16 protein-coding genes and 2 riboswitches are annotated in these 16,018 nt (G+C 66.9%); of the genes, 13 read left to right on the plus strand and 3 right to left on the minus strand.

Annotation, left to right across the window (positions count from 1 at the left end):
* The first annotated feature begins 67 nt into the window (after positions 1-67).
* A riboswitch (TPP riboswitch) is annotated at positions 68-169 on the plus strand.
* 107 nt (positions 170-276) lie between these two features.
* From thiC to BLR29_RS06560, 6 genes are all read left to right on the plus strand, one after another.
* Complete coding sequence (thiC, locus tag BLR29_RS06535; RefSeq protein WP_092135621.1) at positions 277-2,157, plus strand: phosphomethylpyrimidine synthase ThiC; 1,881 nt, start codon at positions 277-279, stop codon at positions 2,155-2,157.
* A 174-nt stretch (positions 2,158-2,331) separates the two neighbouring features.
* A complete protein-coding gene (locus BLR29_RS06540) occupies positions 2,332-3,543 on the plus strand; it encodes an FAD-dependent oxidoreductase (protein ID WP_092135622.1) in 1,212 nt (403 codons plus the stop codon).
* Between the two features lie 22 nt (positions 3,544-3,565).
* Complete coding sequence (thiS, locus tag BLR29_RS06545; protein ID WP_092135624.1) at positions 3,566-3,763, plus strand: sulfur carrier protein ThiS; 198 nt, start codon at positions 3,566-3,568, stop codon at positions 3,761-3,763.
* 7 nt (positions 3,764-3,770) lie between these two features.
* Entirely contained in the window at positions 3,771-4,619 is an 849-nt protein-coding gene (locus tag BLR29_RS06550; protein ID WP_092135625.1) for a thiazole synthase, read from the plus strand.
* The gene (locus tag BLR29_RS06555; protein WP_092135627.1) at positions 4,616-5,749 is read left to right on the plus strand and encodes a thiamine phosphate synthase; all 1,134 of its coding nucleotides are present in this window, start codon (positions 4,616-4,618) and stop codon (positions 5,747-5,749) included. The genes BLR29_RS06550 and BLR29_RS06555 overlap by 4 nt, the downstream gene beginning before the upstream one ends.
* 111 nt (positions 5,750-5,860) lie before the next feature.
* Complete coding sequence (locus tag BLR29_RS06560; RefSeq protein ID WP_092135629.1) at positions 5,861-6,295, plus strand: PaaI family thioesterase; 435 nt, start codon at positions 5,861-5,863, stop codon at positions 6,293-6,295.
* Between the two features lie 156 nt (positions 6,296-6,451).
* Here BLR29_RS06560 and BLR29_RS06565 read toward each other — a convergent pair whose 3' ends face one another.
* Both BLR29_RS06565 and thiD read right to left on the minus strand, forming a co-directional pair.
* Positions 6,452-6,895: a PGDYG domain-containing protein gene (locus BLR29_RS06565; RefSeq protein ID WP_092135630.1), complete on the minus strand. Its 444-nt coding sequence runs from the start codon at positions 6,893-6,895 to the stop codon at positions 6,452-6,454.
* 6 nt (positions 6,896-6,901) lie between these two features.
* A complete protein-coding gene (gene thiD, locus BLR29_RS06570; RefSeq protein WP_092135632.1) occupies positions 6,902-7,735 on the minus strand; it encodes a bifunctional hydroxymethylpyrimidine kinase/phosphomethylpyrimidine kinase in 834 nt (277 codons plus the stop codon).
* 114 nt (positions 7,736-7,849) lie between these two features.
* A riboswitch (S-adenosyl-L-homocysteine riboswitch) is annotated at positions 7,850-7,955 on the plus strand.
* A gap of 131 nt (positions 7,956-8,086) precedes the next feature.
* On the opposite strand from thiD, the gene ahcY reads away from it, so the two are divergent.
* From ahcY to BLR29_RS06595, 5 genes are all read left to right on the plus strand, one after another.
* Positions 8,087-9,505: an adenosylhomocysteinase gene (ahcY, locus tag BLR29_RS06575; RefSeq protein WP_092135633.1), complete on the plus strand. Its 1,419-nt coding sequence runs from the start codon at positions 8,087-8,089 to the stop codon at positions 9,503-9,505.
* An 81-nt stretch (positions 9,506-9,586) separates the two neighbouring features.
* Entirely contained in the window at positions 9,587-9,934 is a 348-nt protein-coding gene (locus BLR29_RS06580; RefSeq protein ID WP_092135635.1) for a phage holin family protein, read from the plus strand.
* Positions 9,935-9,974: 40 nt separating this feature from the next.
* A complete protein-coding gene (gene metF / locus BLR29_RS06585) occupies positions 9,975-10,805 on the plus strand; it encodes a methylenetetrahydrofolate reductase [NAD(P)H] (protein WP_092135637.1) in 831 nt (276 codons plus the stop codon).
* Between the two features lie 91 nt (positions 10,806-10,896).
* Entirely contained in the window at positions 10,897-11,208 is a 312-nt protein-coding gene (locus BLR29_RS06590) for a TfoX/Sxy family protein (RefSeq protein WP_092136610.1), read from the plus strand.
* 99 nt (positions 11,209-11,307) lie between these two features.
* A complete protein-coding gene (locus tag BLR29_RS06595) occupies positions 11,308-12,144 on the plus strand; it encodes a Mut7-C RNAse domain-containing protein (protein ID WP_092135638.1) in 837 nt (278 codons plus the stop codon).
* Here BLR29_RS06595 and BLR29_RS06600 read toward each other — a convergent pair.
* The gene (locus tag BLR29_RS06600) at positions 12,122-12,712 is read right to left on the minus strand and encodes a 5-formyltetrahydrofolate cyclo-ligase (RefSeq protein WP_092135640.1); all 591 of its coding nucleotides are present in this window, start codon (positions 12,710-12,712) and stop codon (positions 12,122-12,124) included. The two genes, BLR29_RS06595 and BLR29_RS06600, sit on opposite strands and share 23 nt — an antisense overlap.
* Before the next feature lie 138 nt (positions 12,713-12,850).
* Here BLR29_RS06600 and BLR29_RS06605 point away from each other — a divergent pair, with 138 nt between their 5' ends.
* Both BLR29_RS06605 and BLR29_RS06610 read left to right on the plus strand, forming a co-directional pair.
* Entirely contained in the window at positions 12,851-14,803 is a 1,953-nt protein-coding gene (locus BLR29_RS06605) for a lytic transglycosylase domain-containing protein (RefSeq protein ID WP_092135642.1), read from the plus strand.
* Positions 14,804-14,924: 121 nt separating this feature from the next.
* Entirely contained in the window at positions 14,925-15,947 is a 1,023-nt protein-coding gene (locus BLR29_RS06610) for a complex I NDUFA9 subunit family protein (RefSeq protein ID WP_092135643.1), read from the plus strand.
* Positions 15,948-16,018: the final 71 nt, after the last annotated feature.

The raw sequence follows: 16,018 nt of genomic DNA on the forward strand, positions 1-16,018 counted from the left end.
GCGCACGACAGCTGCAACAAAATTCAAGGTGGCGCGGGGCGGGGGCTTGTGCTTAAATTCACCCCGTTGGATGAAACAGGGGTGCCGTACGGATGGGCCGTGCGGCTGAGAGAGTCCCTTCGAACCCGATCCGGCTAGTACCGGCGTGGGAAGTTTCTTCATGAATACCGAACAGCTCCTGTCCCGCAACGGGACCCCGCCTCCGGCACCACCGCGCAGGCTGGCTCACAGGGCTCCTGGTTTCGTCCATCCCCCGCAAGAGAGAGGACGATATCCATGGCCCGAAATACTGCCCCCGCCGCTTCGTTCGAATCGCTGGAAAGCGATCTCGATCAGAAATTTGCCTATCCGGCGTCCAGCAAGACCTACCTGACCGGCAGCCGCCCGGACATCCGCGTGCCGCTGCGCACGATCCTGCAGACGTCCACGCGCACGGACAAGGGCGAGATGTCCAATCCGCCGATTCCCGTGTACGACACCTCGGGCCCGTACAGCGACCCGGACGTGCACATCAACCTGAAATCCGGCCTGCCGCACGTCCGCGACAAGTGGATCGACGAGCGCGGCGACACCGAGATCCTGTCGGGCCTGACCTCCGAATATGGCCGCGACCGCGCCAACGACCCGGCCACGGCCCACCTGCGCTTTGCCCAGCTGACCAACCCGCGCCGCGCCAAGGCCGGCGCGAATGTGTCGCAGATGCACTATGCGCGTCGCGGCATCATCACGCCCGAGATGGAATACGTGGCGCTGCGCGAATCGCTGAACCTGCAGGCGCTGTACGACAAGCCCGAGTACAAGGCGCTGCTGCGCCAGCATCCGGGCAACGCGCTGGGCGCGGCGCTGCCGCTGCGTCCGGAAGACATGACGCCGGAATTCGTGCGCCGCGAGATCGCCGCCGGCCGCGCGATCATCCCCGCCAACATCAACCACACCGAGCTGGAGCCGATGGCGATCGGGCGCAACTTCCGCGTCAAGATCAACGGCAACCTGGGCAACTCCGCGGTGACGTCGTCGCTGGCCGAGGAAGTGGAAAAGATGGTGTGGTCGATCCGCTGGGGCGCGGACACCATCATGGATCTGTCCACCGGCAAGCACATTCACGAAACGCGTGAATGGATCCTGCGCAACTCGCCGGTGCCCATCGGCACGGTGCCGATCTACCAGGCGCTGGACAAGACCGGCGGCATCGCCGAGGACCTGACCTGGGAAATGTTCCGCGACACGCTGATCGAGCAGGCCGAGCAGGGCGTGGACTACTTCACGATCCACGCCGGCGTGCTGCTGCGCTACGTGCCGATGACGGCGGACCGCGTGACGGGCATCGTCTCGCGCGGCGGCTCGATCATGGCCAAGTGGTGCCTGGCCCACCACAAGGAAAACTTCCTGTACACGCACTTCGACGAGATCTGCGAAATCATGAAGGCGTACGACGTGTCGTTCAGCCTCGGCGACGGCCTGCGCCCCGGTTGCATCGCGGACTCCAACGACGACGCGCAATTCGGCGAACTGCGCACGCTGGGCGAGCTGACCGCCAAGGCGTGGGAGCACGACGTGCAGGTGATGATCGAAGGCCCGGGCCACGTGCCGCTGCAGCGCATCCAGGCCAACATGGACGAGGAACTGAAGCACTGCTACGAGGCCCCGTTCTACACGCTGGGACCGCTCGTGACGGACATCGCCCCGGGCTATGACCACATCACCAGCGGCATCGGCGCGGCCAACATCGGCTGGATGGGCACCGCCATGCTGTGCTACGTCACGCCGAAGGAGCACCTGGGCCTGCCGGACAAGGAAGACGTGCGCGAGGGCATCATCACGTACAAGATTGCCGCGCACGCCGCCGACCTCGCCAAGGGCTGGCCCGGCGCGCAGCTGCGCGACAATGCGCTGTCCAAGGCGCGCTTTGAGTTCCGCTGGGAAGACCAGTTCAACCTGGGCCTCGATCCCGAGCGCGCGCGGTCGTTCCACGATGCCACGCTGCCGGCGGAAGGCGCCAAGATCGCGCACTTCTGCTCGATGTGCGGTCCCAAGTTCTGCTCGATGAAGATCACGCAGGAAGTGCGCGACTACGCGGCATCGTTGCCCGCAGCCGAACGCGGCATGCAGGAGAAGTCGATCGAGTTCGTGAAGTCGGGCGCGAAGATCTATTCGTAAGAACGCAAGAATCACAAGCGGTAGGCAGTTCCTTGCAGTCAGGGGCATGGCATCGCGCCATGCCCTGCAGTACCCCGAGTCCCGCCCGCGGCGCCCCCACGCGGCGCGGCGGAATTCACCAACAGGAGGCCGCGCGCACGCCAACCGATTCGGCGTCGCCGGCAGAACAAGCCCATGACAGCAGTACAGTCCTTCGATGTCGCCATCCTCGGTGCCGGCCTGGCCGGGCGGTTATCCGCCTGGTTGCTGGTGCGCGCGGGCGCCCGCGTGGCGCTGGTCGAGCGTGGCAGCCCGGATGGAAGCGGATCGGCCGCGCACGTGGCCGCGGCCATGCTGGCCCCGCTGGCGGAGTCCGCGATTGCGGAGCGGCGCATCGTCGACCTCGGCGTTGCCAGTGTCGATCTGTGGCGCACCTGGCTCGCGCAATTGCCCGAGCCGGTTTTCTTCCAGGAAGACGGCACGCTGGTGGTCTGGCACGCGCGGGACCGCAGCGAGGTGTCGCTGTTTACCGGCCGCATGCGCGCCGTGGCGCCGCCCGAGCTGGTGCAGCAACGGCTGCGCGCGCTGGACGGAAACGGCGTGGCGGCGGTAGAGCCGGCGCTGGCCGGACGGTTTCCGCAGGGCCTGCTGCTGCAGGGCGAAGGCCAGCTCGACAACCGTGGCGCGATGCGGGCGCTGCTGTCGTGCGCGGTCGAGGAAGGCCTGCATTGCGTATGGGAAGCCGGCGAGATCGACGCCGATGCATTACCGGGGCTTGGTATCCGCGCCGATGTGGTGCTGGACTGCCGCGGGCTGGGCGCTCGCGCGGCGTGGGCCAATCGCGCCACCGAAGGCGGTGTGGCGATGCCGGGCCTGCGCGGCCTGCGCGGCGAGGTCATCCGCGTGCATGCGCCCGATGTGACATTGCACCGGCCCGTCAGGCTTCTGCATCCGCGCTACCCGATCTACATCGCGCCCAAGCCGAATGACCTCTACGTGATCGGCGCGACCGAGATCGAGAGTGAGGACGATTCGCCGATGAGCGTGCGCTCCGCGCTGGAACTGCTGTCGGCGGCGCATTCGCTGCACCCGGCGTTTGGCGAGGCGCGCGTGCTGGAACTCAACGTGCAGCGCCGCCCCACACGGCCGGACCACTTGCCGGCGATTCGCGTCGACCAGCAGGCGCGCGTGGTGCGCGTCAACGGGCTGTATCGCCACGGCTGGCTGATTGCGCCTGCCGTCACCGAGGCCGCCTGTGCCGTGGTGCGTGCCTTGCTGGCTGGCGACCCGGCCGCCCATGCGGTGCCGGCGGCGATCCGCTGGCCGGGCATGATCGAGGCCGTGTGCGAGCCCGGATCGCGCACGCACGGCGCGGCGGCAGAGGCCGCCGGCGGCCTGCTGCACTAACAGAAAGACCCAGGACACCATCATGGAAATCCTGCTCAATGGCCGACCGCTGGTCCTTGCCGATGCCGCCACGCTGGCGGACGCGGTGACGGCGGCCGCCATCGCGCCGCCGTTTGCCGCGGCGGTGAACGGCCAGTTCGTGCCGCGCGCCGCGCATGCGGCCACGCCACTCTCCACTGGCGACCAGATCGATCTCGTGCAACCCGTGACGGGAGGCTGAACCCATCATGACCTTCGAACCTGCTGAAACCCTGCGCGATCCGTTCGTGCTCTACGGCGAATCGTTCGCCTCCCGCCTGCTGCTCGGCACGGCGCGTTACCCATCGCCCGCCACGCTGCAGGCCGCCGTGGAGGCATCGCGCCCGGCCATGGTGACCGTGGCCCTGCGCCGCCAGACCGCGGTGGGCCACGGCGACGGCCAGACGCTGGGCGGACAGGCGTTCTGGCAGATGCTGCGCACGCTTGGCGTGCCGGTGCTGCCGAACACGGCTGGTTGCTTTACCGCGCAGGAAGTCATCACCACGGCGATGATGGCGCGCGAAGTCTTCGAGACCGACTGGATCAAGCTGGAACTGATCGGCGACGACTACACGCTGCAGCCGGACACGCTGAACATGCCGGCCGTGGCCGAGACGCTGGTCAAGGAGGGCTTCAAGGTGCTGCCGTACTGCACCGAGGACCTGGTGCTGTGCCGCCGCCTGCTCGATGTGGGGTGCCAGGCGCTGATGCCGTGGGCCGCGCCGATCGGCACGGGCCGTGGCGCTGTGAATCCACATGCCATGCGCACGCTGCGCGACCGCTTGCCGGACACACCGCTGATCGTCGACGCGGGCCTGGGCTTGCCATCACACGCTGCACAGGTGCTGGAGTGGGGCTATGACGGCGTGCTGCTGAACACCGCCGTGGCCCAGGCCGCCTATCCGGTGAACATGGCGCGCGCGTTCGCGCTGGCCGTGGAGGCAGGGCGCACCGCCTATCTGGCCGGTCCGATGCCCGAGCGCGAGGTGGCGCAAGCCAGCACGCCGGTGGTGGGCATGCCGTTCTGGCACGCCGAGGGCGCGGAGGATCGCACATGACGCGTCAGGGGGTTGCCGCCACGGTGGATGCCGCGCTGTTCAAGGATCTGATGGCGCGCTTCGGTGCGACATTCGGGCGCGATAAAGCCGAGTGGCGTGCCTGGCCGCTCGCCAATGCGCCGGCCGCGCTCGGCCGCCATGACGTGGTGCTTGCCGATGGCGAGGCCGCGGCCGATGCGATTGACCGCATCGCCGCCGCCGGCGCGGTGCTGATCGAGAGCGACCGCGAGGGCGGCCGCTGGATCGATACGGTGCGATCGCCCATGGGCATATGGGTGCTCGAGGTGGCCGCCGATGACGACACGCCGCATTCGGCGGCCTTCGTCGCCGTGCTGCTGGCGGCGATGTCGCTGCATTTCCCGGCGCATGACGCCCTGTGCATCGCGCGCGCCTGGCAGCCGGGCACCTCGGCGTGGCCGAGCGACTTCGCTCGCTTCCCGCGCGTGCGCCATGCCGCGCTGGCGTCGCCGGACCAGCCGGCGGCCCCGTTTGCCCCGTGCCCGCCCGACCTGGGCCTGTACGCGGTGATGCCGAGTGCGGCGTGGATCGAAACGCTCGTGCCGCTGGCGGTGCCGACCGTGCAATTGCGCTTCAAGTCCGATGACGTCGAGGCGGTTCGCGAGGAAGTGGCTCGCGCGGCCACGGCGGCCAAGGGCGCGTCGTCGCGATTGTTCATCAACGATCACTGGCGCGTGGCGATCGACTATCACGCGTCATGCGGCGGCGACAGCGGCATCTACGGGATTCACCTCGGGCAGGAAGATCTCGACGAGGCGGATCTCGATGCGATTCGCGCATCGGGACTGCGGCTGGGGGTGTCGACGCATGGCTACGCCGAGATGCTGCGCGTCGCCGCGATCGCTCCCAGCTATCTCGCGCTCGGGGCGATCTTCCCGACCACGACCAAGGTCATGCCGACGTCGCCACAGGGCATGGGACGCTTCCAGGCCTACGTGGCGCTGATGAAGCCGGTGATTCCCTCGCTGGTCGGCATCGGTGGCGTGAACGCCACGAACATGCCGGAGGTGCTGGCGGTGGGCGTTGGCAGCGCGGCCGTGGTGCGTGCGATCACCGAGGCACATGATGTGCCGGCGGCGGTGGCCGGGCTCCACGCATTGTTTGGGCGCTGACCGCCCACGCATCTGGTACGGCCCGGGAAATCCGCATATCCTCTCTCATCCATCGGACATAACGGATCGACGTTCCGCTATACGGAACGCGGCGTGCAGAGAGGAAACGCAGTGAACGAGATCAGCCCCGTGGCCCCCGGTACGCCGGACAAGCCTTATTTCGGCATCGACATCCCGCTGATGCGGCACCTGGGCCTGCAACCGGTCCATCTGGAGGAAGGCCTGTGCCGCACGCGCCTGCCGGCGAATCCGTCGCTGGTGAACAGCCGGGGCGACGTGCACGGCGGCACGCTGATGGCGGTGCTAGATTTCACGCTGAGCGGCGCCGCAAGATCGCACGCGCCGCTGGATATCGGCGTGATCACGATCGACATGTCGACGCACTTCCTGGCCGCCGCGCGTGGGGAACTGACGTTCGAGTCGCGCTGCATCCGTCGCGGGGCGAAGATCGCGTTCTGCGAGGGCGAGGCGAAGGACGCCTCCGGCACCGTGGTGTGCGTGGCGCGCGCGGCGTTCAAGCTGGTGGCGCTGGCCGGCGGCAACTAGGCGACGCGATCAAATTTGAGAGCGCGCCCCTAGTGTCTTGCTTAGAGGTTGTTTCAAAATGAAGCGCAGCGGTCCTGGCTAGGCGCGCGGCCGCAGACAGTACAAGTGGTACGGCAAGGCCGCGCAACGACGGCAGGATCTTTTTGAAACGACCTCTTAGGGGGCGGCGTTTTCGGCCTGGCGATACACCGCCATGAACCGCGCGCGCTCGGTGATGCCGTAGTCGCCGGGTGCGTACTGCATCAGCCAGTCGCCGGCCTTGCCTGTCAGCACATCGCCCCCAGCGGAGCGGGCGATGGCAAACGCCCCCGGCATTTCCTTCACCAATACAGGCACCGGCTTGTTCCGATACGGGCCAGGTTCGCCATGCGCGTTGGGCCCGATGGCCACGTAGCGTGCATCGAAGCGTTCGCGCGAGACGACCCAGCGGTCACCGGTGGCGCCGGTCACGATGGCATCGCCGGGCAGATAGCGGTTGGGGCCTTCGCGGCTGATCAGCTCGCCCGGCTCGCCAGGAAAGCTCACCTGCACCGTTTCATTCTTCACGTACCAGCGCGCGGCGGGATCTTCGCGCAGGTCGATGTTCGTCAGCGTTTCCATATCGATTCAACCCAAAGTGCGCGGCGCGAAGCTGTGGTTCAGCGGGCCGTTGCCGGCGCCCAGGCGCAGTTGCGCGCCCGCGGCGATGGCCTGGGCGACGTAGTCCAGTGCCGTACTCGCGGCATCGGGCAGCGCCTCGCCTCGGGCCAGTTGCGCGGCGATGGCGGCCGCCAGCGTGCAGCCAGTGCCATGCAGGTTGCGTGTGTCGATGCGCGGATGCGTGAACACACGCACCGTGCCATCGGCCAGCATCAGCAGGTCGTCGAGACCGCCGGCGGCATTCGGGCCGTCATCCTCCAGATGCCCACCCTTGAGCAGTACCGCCGGGCAGCCGAGCGCGATCAGGTCGGCGGCGGCGGCCTCCATCTCCGCGCGGCGAGTGATGCGCCGGCCGAGGAGATAGGACGCTTCCGGCAGGTTTGGCGTCACCAGCATCGCGCGCGGGAACAGCAGTTTCACCATCGCCTGGCTCGTGGCGTCATCGGAAAGCGTGGCGCCGGATGTCGAGATCATCACCGGGTCCACCACCAGCTTGCGGATGCCGTGGCGGTCCACGGCCCCGGCCACGGCCTCGACGATGGCGGCCGTGCCCAGCATGCCGGTCTTGGCCGCATCCACGCCGATATCGCTGGCCACCGCGTCGATCTGCGCCGCGACCATGTCGGCCGGGATCGCGTGGACGCCCGTGACGCCCAGCGTGTTCTGGGCCGTGATCGCGGTGATGGCGCTCATGCCAAAGCAGCCGAGCGCGGCAAAAGTCTTCAGGTCCGCCTGGATGCCGGCACCGCCGCCGGAGTCGGAGCCGGCGATGGTCAGCGTGCGGGGTGGCGTGGGGAGCATGTGGGCGGCGGGAAGGATCGGGGGAACAATTGAGGGAACAATCGGAAACAAATAACGGGGAAAAAATCTGGCTTATCGCGCCGCACGGGCATGACAGGCACGCTACAATACCGCCACTCCGAGGAGCGTTGCAACGGATGACCAGCCTGGTAAGTGCCTTGATGCACGATGCCGATGCGTCACCGCCAGGCTCGGACTGTTTCAACGGCGCTCGCTGATCCGTGGTTCGCACGGAGGCGAGTCGACCTATCCGCCCGCTTTGCCAATCGATGCTGGTTTACCGCATTGATGGCTGGCGCGGCCGCTATCTCCCACTCGTCACCTGCGTGCCACTCTTCACCGGAGTGAATCATGAACGCTGTGACCGATCTGAAGCAAGACTACATCGTGGCCGACATCGGCCTGGCCGGCTGGGGCCGCAAGGAAATCGCCATTGCCGAGACCGAAATGCCCGGCCTGATGGCGATCCGCGACGAATTCGCCGCCAGCCAGCCGCTCAAGGGCGCCCGCATCGCCGGCTCCCTGCACATGACCATCCAGACCGCCGTGCTGATCGAGACGCTCAAGGCGCTCGGCGCCGACGTGCGCTGGGCCTCGTGCAACATCTTCTCGACCCAGGATCACGCCGCCGCCGCCATCGCCGCGTCGGGTACGCCGGTGTTCGCCTTCAAGGGCGAATCGCTGAAGGAATACTGGGACTACACGCACCGCATCTTCGACTGGGCTGACGGCGGCACGCCGAACATGATCCTGGACGACGGCGGCGACGCCACGCTGCTGCTGCACCTGGGCGCCCGTGCCGAAAAGGACGCGTCGATCATCGCCAACCCGACCAGCGAGGAAGAGACCTTCCTGTTCGCGGCGATCAAGGAAAAGCTGGCCAAGGATTCGGGCTGGTATAGCCGCAACCTGGACGCCATCCGCGGCGTGACCGAGGAAACCACCACCGGCGTGCACCGCCTGTACCAGATGGCGCAAAAGGGCGAACTGAAGTTCCCCGCCATCAACGTGAACGACTCGGTGACCAAGAGCAAGTTCGACAACCTGTACGGTTGCCGCGAGTCGCTGGTGGACGGCATCAAGCGCGCCACCGACGTGATGATCGCCGGCAAGGTTGCCGTGGTTTGCGGCTATGGCGATGTGGGCAAGGGCAGCGCCCAGGCCCTGCGCGCGCTGTCGGCACAGGTGTGGGTGACGGAAGTCGATCCGATCTGCGCACTGCAGGCCGCCATGGAAGGCTACCGCGTGGTGACGATGGACTATGCCGCCGACAAGGGCGACATTTTCGTGACCTGCACCGGCAACTACCATGTCATCACGCATGATCACATGGCCAAGATGAAGGACCAGGCCATCGTCTGCAACATCGGCCACTTCGACAACGAGATCGATATCGCCTCGATCGAGAAGTACAAGTGGGACGAGATCAAGCCGCAGGTTGATCACGTGATCTTCCCCGACGGCAAGAAGATCATCCTGCTGGCCAAGGGCCGCCTGGTGAACCTGGGCTGCGCCACGGGCCACCCGTCGTACGTGATGAGCAGCTCGTTCGCCAACCAGACCATCGCCCAGATCGAACTCTGGCTGGAGCGCGACAGCGGCAAGTACCCGGTTGGCGTCTACGTGCTGCCGAAGCACCTGGACGAAAAGGTCGCGCGCCTGCAGCTGAAGAAGCTCAACGCGCAGCTGACCGAGCTGACCGAGCAGCAGGCCGCCTACATCGGCGTGAAGAAGGAAGGCCCGTACAAGGCCGACCACTACCGCTACTAAGCCGCGGGTCTCTCCCTCTCCCATGCGTGGGAGAGGGAGGCATGTTCCCATTGATGCTGTCCTGACCGAAAAGGAGTCGTAATGAGACTATTGGCCGTATGGATCATCAATGCCGCGTCGCTGTTCCTGGTGGGCAGCGTCATCAGCGGGATCACGCTGGGCGGGTTTGGCTCGGCCATGATCGCCGCGCTGGTGCTGGGCCTGGTCAACACGCTGATCCGGCCAATCCTGGTCATCCTGACGCTGCCGGTCACGTTGCTGACGCTGGGCCTGTTCATCTTCGTCATCAACGCGCTGCTGTTCCTGTTCGTCGGCAATCTGCTGTCGGGCTTCGTGGTGCAGGGCTTTGGCGCCGCGCTGCTGGGCTCCATCTTGTACAGCGTGATTTCGTGGATTCTCTCCAGCCTCCTGCTGGGCGATCGCGACTGACTTCACTTCCGGGGCGCCGCCCAATGCGGCGTGCCATTCCATGACAGACCGCTACTTCAGCTTCGAATTCTTCCCGCCCAAGACGGCGGAAGGCGCGGAGAAACTGCGCAACACGCGCGCGCAACTGGCGCCGCTGCAGCCCAAGTACATTTCGGTGACGTTCGGCGCCGGCGGTACTACGCAGCAGGGCACGCTGGACGCCGTGCTGGAAATCCAGCGCGAAGGCATCGAGGCCGCGCCGCACCTGTCGTGCGTGGGCTCCACGCGCGACAGCATTCGCCAGATTCTCGGCAAGTACCGCGACGGCGGCATTCGGCATATCGTGGCGCTGCGCGGCGACATGCCGTCAGGCATGGGCGAGATCGGCGAGTTCCGCTATGCCAACGAGCTCGTGGAGTTCATCCGGGCCGAAACCGGCGACTGGTTCAACATCGAGGTAGCCGCCTATCCCGAGTACCACCCGCAGGCCCGCTCCCCGCGCCACGACCTCGACAACTTCGTGCGCAAGGTCCGTGCCGGCGCCGACTCGGCGATCACGCAGTACTTCTACAACGCGGATGCGTATTTCCGTTTTGTCGACGACGTGCGCGCGCTGGGCGTGGACGTCCCCATCGTGGCCGGCATCATGCCGATCACCAACTACTCGCAGCTGATGCGCTTCTCCGAGATGTGCGGCGCCGAAGTGCCGCGCTGGGTGGCAAAGCGGCTGGAGTCGTTCGGCGACGACAAGGAGTCGATCCGCGCCTTCGGCCTGGATGTGGTGACTGGCCTGTGCGAACGTCTGCTCGCTGCCGGCGTGCCCGGCCTGCACTTCTACACGCTGAACGCGGCCGGCGCGACCAAGGCGATCTGGCAGCGCCTGAAGCTGTAGTTCCGTCGTCGGCCCCGTGCCCGCCGCTGCGCGCGCCGCTTCGTCGCGCTCCGCCCGTCGCGATCCGTTCGTCGAGCACCTGCTCGAACTGATGGCGCCGCTGGCGGCGCGCATCGGCGCGATCACCGCCAAGCGCATGTTCGGCGGCCACGGCCTGTTCTACGACGGATTGATGTTCGGGCTGGTCAGCGGCGGCCAGTGCTACCTGAAGGCCGACGATGCGACGCTGGCATGCTTCGAGGCCGAAGGCAGCGAGCCGTTTCGCTACCAGTCGGCCAGGCGCGAAGTCACGATGCGTCACTACCTGAGCCTGCCCGCGGCCTGCCTCGAGTCTCCCGCCGCGATGACACCGTGGGCGCAGCGGGCGGTGGAAGCGGCGCTGCGCCTCGGCAATGCCCGCTGAACGCGCCTCCAGGCGGCCACCAGCCATCCGTCAGACGCCCACCAGGCACCCGCCAAGTCTCCTTCCACCCGCGAAGTCGATGGTGTCATACTCGGCACCATGGTCACCGCCACCTTCCGTTTCTACGAGGAACTGAACGACTTCCTGGCGCCATCCCAGCGCCGCCGGGACCTGTCGTGCCCATGCGCGCGGGCAGCCACGGTCAAGCACATGATCGAGGCGCTCGGGGTGCCCCACACCGAGGTGGAGCTGATTCTGGTCAATGGCGAGTCGGTGCCGTTCGAGCAGATCCTGCAGGACGGCGACCGCGTGGCCGTCTACCCCAAGTTCGAATCGCTCGATGTCTCGCCGCTGCTGCGAGTGCGTGAGCGCCCGCTGCGCGTCATGCGTTTTGTCGCGGATGCGCACCTCGGCGGGCTGGCCCATCTGCTGCGCATGACGGGCTTCGACACGCTCTATGACAACCACTTCGAAGATAGCGAGATCGAGCGCATCGCCGCCGAGGAGATGCGCGTCGTCCTGACACGCGACCGCGAACTGCTCAAGCGCCGTGGCATCACGCATGGCTGCTACGTGCGGGCGATCAAGTCGTCGCTGCAGGTGCGCGAGATCTTCTCAAGGCTCGATCTCGCCGGCAGCGCGCGGCCGTTCGCACTTTGCCTGGACTGCAACGTGCCGCTGCACCGGATCGACAAGACGGAAGCGGACGGTCGCGTGCCCGATGGCGTTTTTGCGCGGCACGAGCGCTTTGTCACTTGCCCGCAGTGCCGGCGGGTGTTCTGGGAGGGATCGCACTGGCGCAAGATGCGCGCGCTGGTGGATGAGTTGATGCGGCCGGCGGAGATCGCGCAAGCTGACGGTGCCGCAGATTGCGCCCCCGGTCTTGCCCCCGATTTCGACACGCTGGCGGCGTCTACACCGCGCCCGATTCCGTGACGATCCAGTCCATCGGCAGGTCATGTCCCTGCGCTTGCAGCGGCACGCGGCAGGCATCGAAGCCAATGCCGATAGCCAGCGGCGGCGCGGTGCCAGCCGTGGCCGATTCAGCCAGCGCGGCCAGCGTGCGGTCGTAGAAACCGCCGCCATAGCCGAGGCGGAACTTATCGGGGCTGAAACCGACACAGGGAATAAGCAGCGCGTCGGGCAGGACGGCGTCGGTGCCATCAGGCACCGGGATGCCGTAGTGGCCGGTACGCATGGTCGTGTCCGGCGTCCATGCATGGAAGTCGAGCGGCGCGCCGGGGCGGCTCACCACGGGCAATGCGGCCTGGCGGCCGGGCAGCGCGGCAAGCCATTGCGCAACGACCTCGCGTGCGTCGAATTCCTGCTGGATCGGCCAGTAGAACCCCAGCCGTTGTGCCCCCAGGCGTGCAAGCAGGGTTGCGAGCGCGCCGGCAATGCGCGCGTCCGCGCTGGCCCGGTCAGGTAGCGTTGCGCGCACGGCGAGCAGCCGACGCCGCATGGCGCCGCGCGCTTCGGCCGGCTCGGCGGCAATGTCGGACATGGCAGGGAATTGGCCGTTCTCTACCCCGTTGTCCGGAGCTTGGTCGGGGGGCATGGCGTGCAATAATGATCGACGATCAGACTCAAACACAGGCGCGTGGCCGAGGTGGTTCACGCGCTACCAACAAGGGAAACAAGAATGCCGAAGGGAGTATATCTGCGCCGTGCAGGACGCGCCGCCTGGCTCGCGTTTGCCGGTGCACTGCTGGCCACGCCCGGGTATGCGCAGAAGCGGCCGCAGCCGCCGCAACAGCCGCCCGCGCTGACCATCCCGAGCAATCCGGACGACGCCTTCGCCGCACTGCGCGAGGCCGCCCGCAAGAATGATGTTGACCGCGCGGCGGCCATCTCGGCCACGCTGGTCGACTATCCCATCCCGTCGTACGTCGAATACTTCCGCATCAAGCCGCAACTGTTCGACGCCAGCGGCCTGGCCCGGATCGACACGCCCGACGACCAGGTGCGCGTGTTCCTGCAACGCTACCAGGGCGAGGCGATTGCGGACCGCATGCGCAACGACTGGCTGCTGGTGCTGGGCAAGAAGCGCGACTGGGCCAATTTCGACGTCGAGTATCCGCAGTTCGTGCTCAAGGACGACTCGCAGGTGGAGTGCTACGCGCTGTTGTCCCGCGCGCTGAAGGGGCAGAACGTGGCGGCCGAATCGCGTGCCGCGCTGTCCGATCCGCGCTACTACGGCGAGGGTTGCGTCGATCTGATCAGCTACCTCGCGCAGAGCCAGCAGATCCAGCGCAGCGACGTGGCCTTCCAGGCGCGCCAGGCGCTGGAGCAGAACTTCACCACGCTGGCCGGCAAGATCGCCGCCGCCGTGCCCGACGCGCGCGTGGACGGTGACACGCTGGCCACCGTGGTCAAGATGGCCCGCAATGATCCGTCGCAGGCAGCTTCCTATCTCAGCGCGATGGGCGGCAGCCTGTCACGCGACGAGCAGGGTGCCGCGTGGGGCGTGGTCGGCCAGTTTGCCGCCAAGAAGCTGATGCCCGAGGCCGCCGGCTACTACCGCCGCCAGATGGACCTGGGCGGCAACCAGTGGCTGTCCGACGAAACCCAGGAATGGCGCGTGCGCGCCGCGCTGCGCCAGGGCGACTGGAAGCAGGTGCGCCAGGCCGTGGAACTGATGCGTGCCGAGCTGCGCGCCAAGGATCCGGCCTGGACCTACTGGTATGGCCGCGCCCTCAAGGCCGATGGCCGCGCCAACGATGCCCAGGCGCAGTTCCAGTCGATCGCGGGCCAGTTCAACTTCTATGGCCAGCTGGCCAGCGAGGAACTGGGCAATCGCATCACGCTGCCCGCACGCACCACGGTGACCGATGCCGAGGCGATGGCCATGCGCACGCGCCCCGGCTTCGTCCGCGCGCTGAAGTTCTACGACATGAACCTGCGCTTCGAAGGTAACCGCGAGTGGAACTGGGAGTTGCGCGGCATGAGCGACCGCGAGCTGCTGGCGACCGCCGAGTACGCGCGCAAGGTCGAACTGCTCGATCGCACCGTCAATACATCGGACCGTACGAAGGCCGAACACGATTTCGCACAGCGCTTCCCGATGCCGTATCGCGACATCATGCAGCGGGCCACGGATGACGTCGGGCTCGACATGGCCTGGGCCTACGGCCTGATCCGCCAGGAATCGCGCTTCATCATGAACGCGCGGTCGTCGGCCGGCGCGCATGGGCTGATGCAGGTCATGCCGGCCACCGCCAGGTACGTGGCGAAGAAGATCGGCATGACGGACTTCTCGCCGACGATGATGAGCGATCCCAACATCAATATCCTGCTCGGCACCAACTACATGAGCATGGTGCTGACCGACCTCGACAGCTCCTGGACGCTGGCCTCGGCCGGCTACAACGCCGGCCCGGGACGTCCCAAGAACTGGCGCGGCAGCCTGTCCCGTCCGGTGGAAGGCGCGATCTTTGCAGAGACGATTCCGTTCACGGAAACGCGAACCTACGTGAAGAATGTGCTTTCCAACGCAACGTACTATGCTGCATTGATGAGTGGTCGGCCCCAGTCGCTGAAGGATCGCCTGGGTTCGGTCGCACCGTCCTCGGTCACGACGACCAGCCTGCCCTGAGCACCGCTTCGGGGCACGCCCCGCGCCGGCCGGACCCTGATCCGGCCGGCGTGGCCGGCACCGTGGCCACGGACGCGTCATCGTCTGATGTCAGCGTAACGTGATCGTCACGGAGCCCACCATGCAGACCAGCAATGTCCTTGTGATCGGGGGGGCCGGATTCATCGGCAGTCACCTCATCTCCCGCCTGGCCGGCGCGGCATCCGCCTCCGGCGCGCCGCTCAACCCGGCCACCAATCCCGACAGTCCCATCGCACCCGAGCGCATTCTCGTCGGCGCCCGCAACGTCGAGCACGCGCAGCACCTGCTGCTGCTGCCGCGCGTGGAGGTCTTCGAGCTGGGGCTGGCTGACGATGCCGCGCTCGATGACGCCATCGGGTCGCTCGGCGTGGACGGCATCGTCGTCAACCTCGTCGGAGTGCTGCATGGCGAGCGTGGCGACCCCTACGGCCCGGCATTTGCCTCGGCCCATGTGTATCTGCCGCGCCAGATCGTCGAATCCTGCCTGCGAACCGGTGTTCGCAGGCTGATCCACATGAGCGCGCTGGGCGCCGATGTGCAGGGGCCCTCGATGTACTTGCGCAGCAAGGGTGAAGGGGAGCGCATCATCCGCAACAGTGGCCTGGACTGGACGATCTTTCGCCCGTCGGTGGTGTTTGGCCCCGACGACCATTTCCTGAACCTGTTCGCCCAGATGCAACAGATGGCGCCTGTGGTGCCGCTGGCCTGCGCGCACGCGCGTTTCCAGCCCGTATTCGTGATGGACGTGGTGCAGGCGTTCCTTAACGCGATGGTCAATCCGGCGACGATCGGCCACGGTTATGAACTCGGCGGACCGCAGGTCTATACGCTCGAGGAGCTGGTTCGCTTCGCCGGCCGGGCATCGGGCCATCCCCGTCCGGTCATTACGCTGCCGGATGCCCTGGCGCGCGTCCAGGCGGCCGTGCTGGAGCACATGCCCGGCGGCCCGGTCATGTCGCGCGACAACCTCGATTCCATGCGCCTCGACAACGTGCTGGGCGCGCCGATGGCGCCGGAACTGGGGCTGCATCCTGCCAGCCTGGAGTCCGTGATGACCGACGTGCTGTCTGGCCGCAACCGGGAGCTGTCGATGCAGATCATGCGCGGCAGCGTCCACCGTTGAGTCGGGAAGTGACGCCGATGTGACTTTTGCTCACACCCTTGCGAGCGCAATTCGCTTTGAGGCGGCCTGCG

Source organism: Cupriavidus sp. YR651 (assembly GCF_900101625.1).
GTDB lineage: Bacteria > Pseudomonadota > Gammaproteobacteria > Burkholderiales > Burkholderiaceae > Cupriavidus.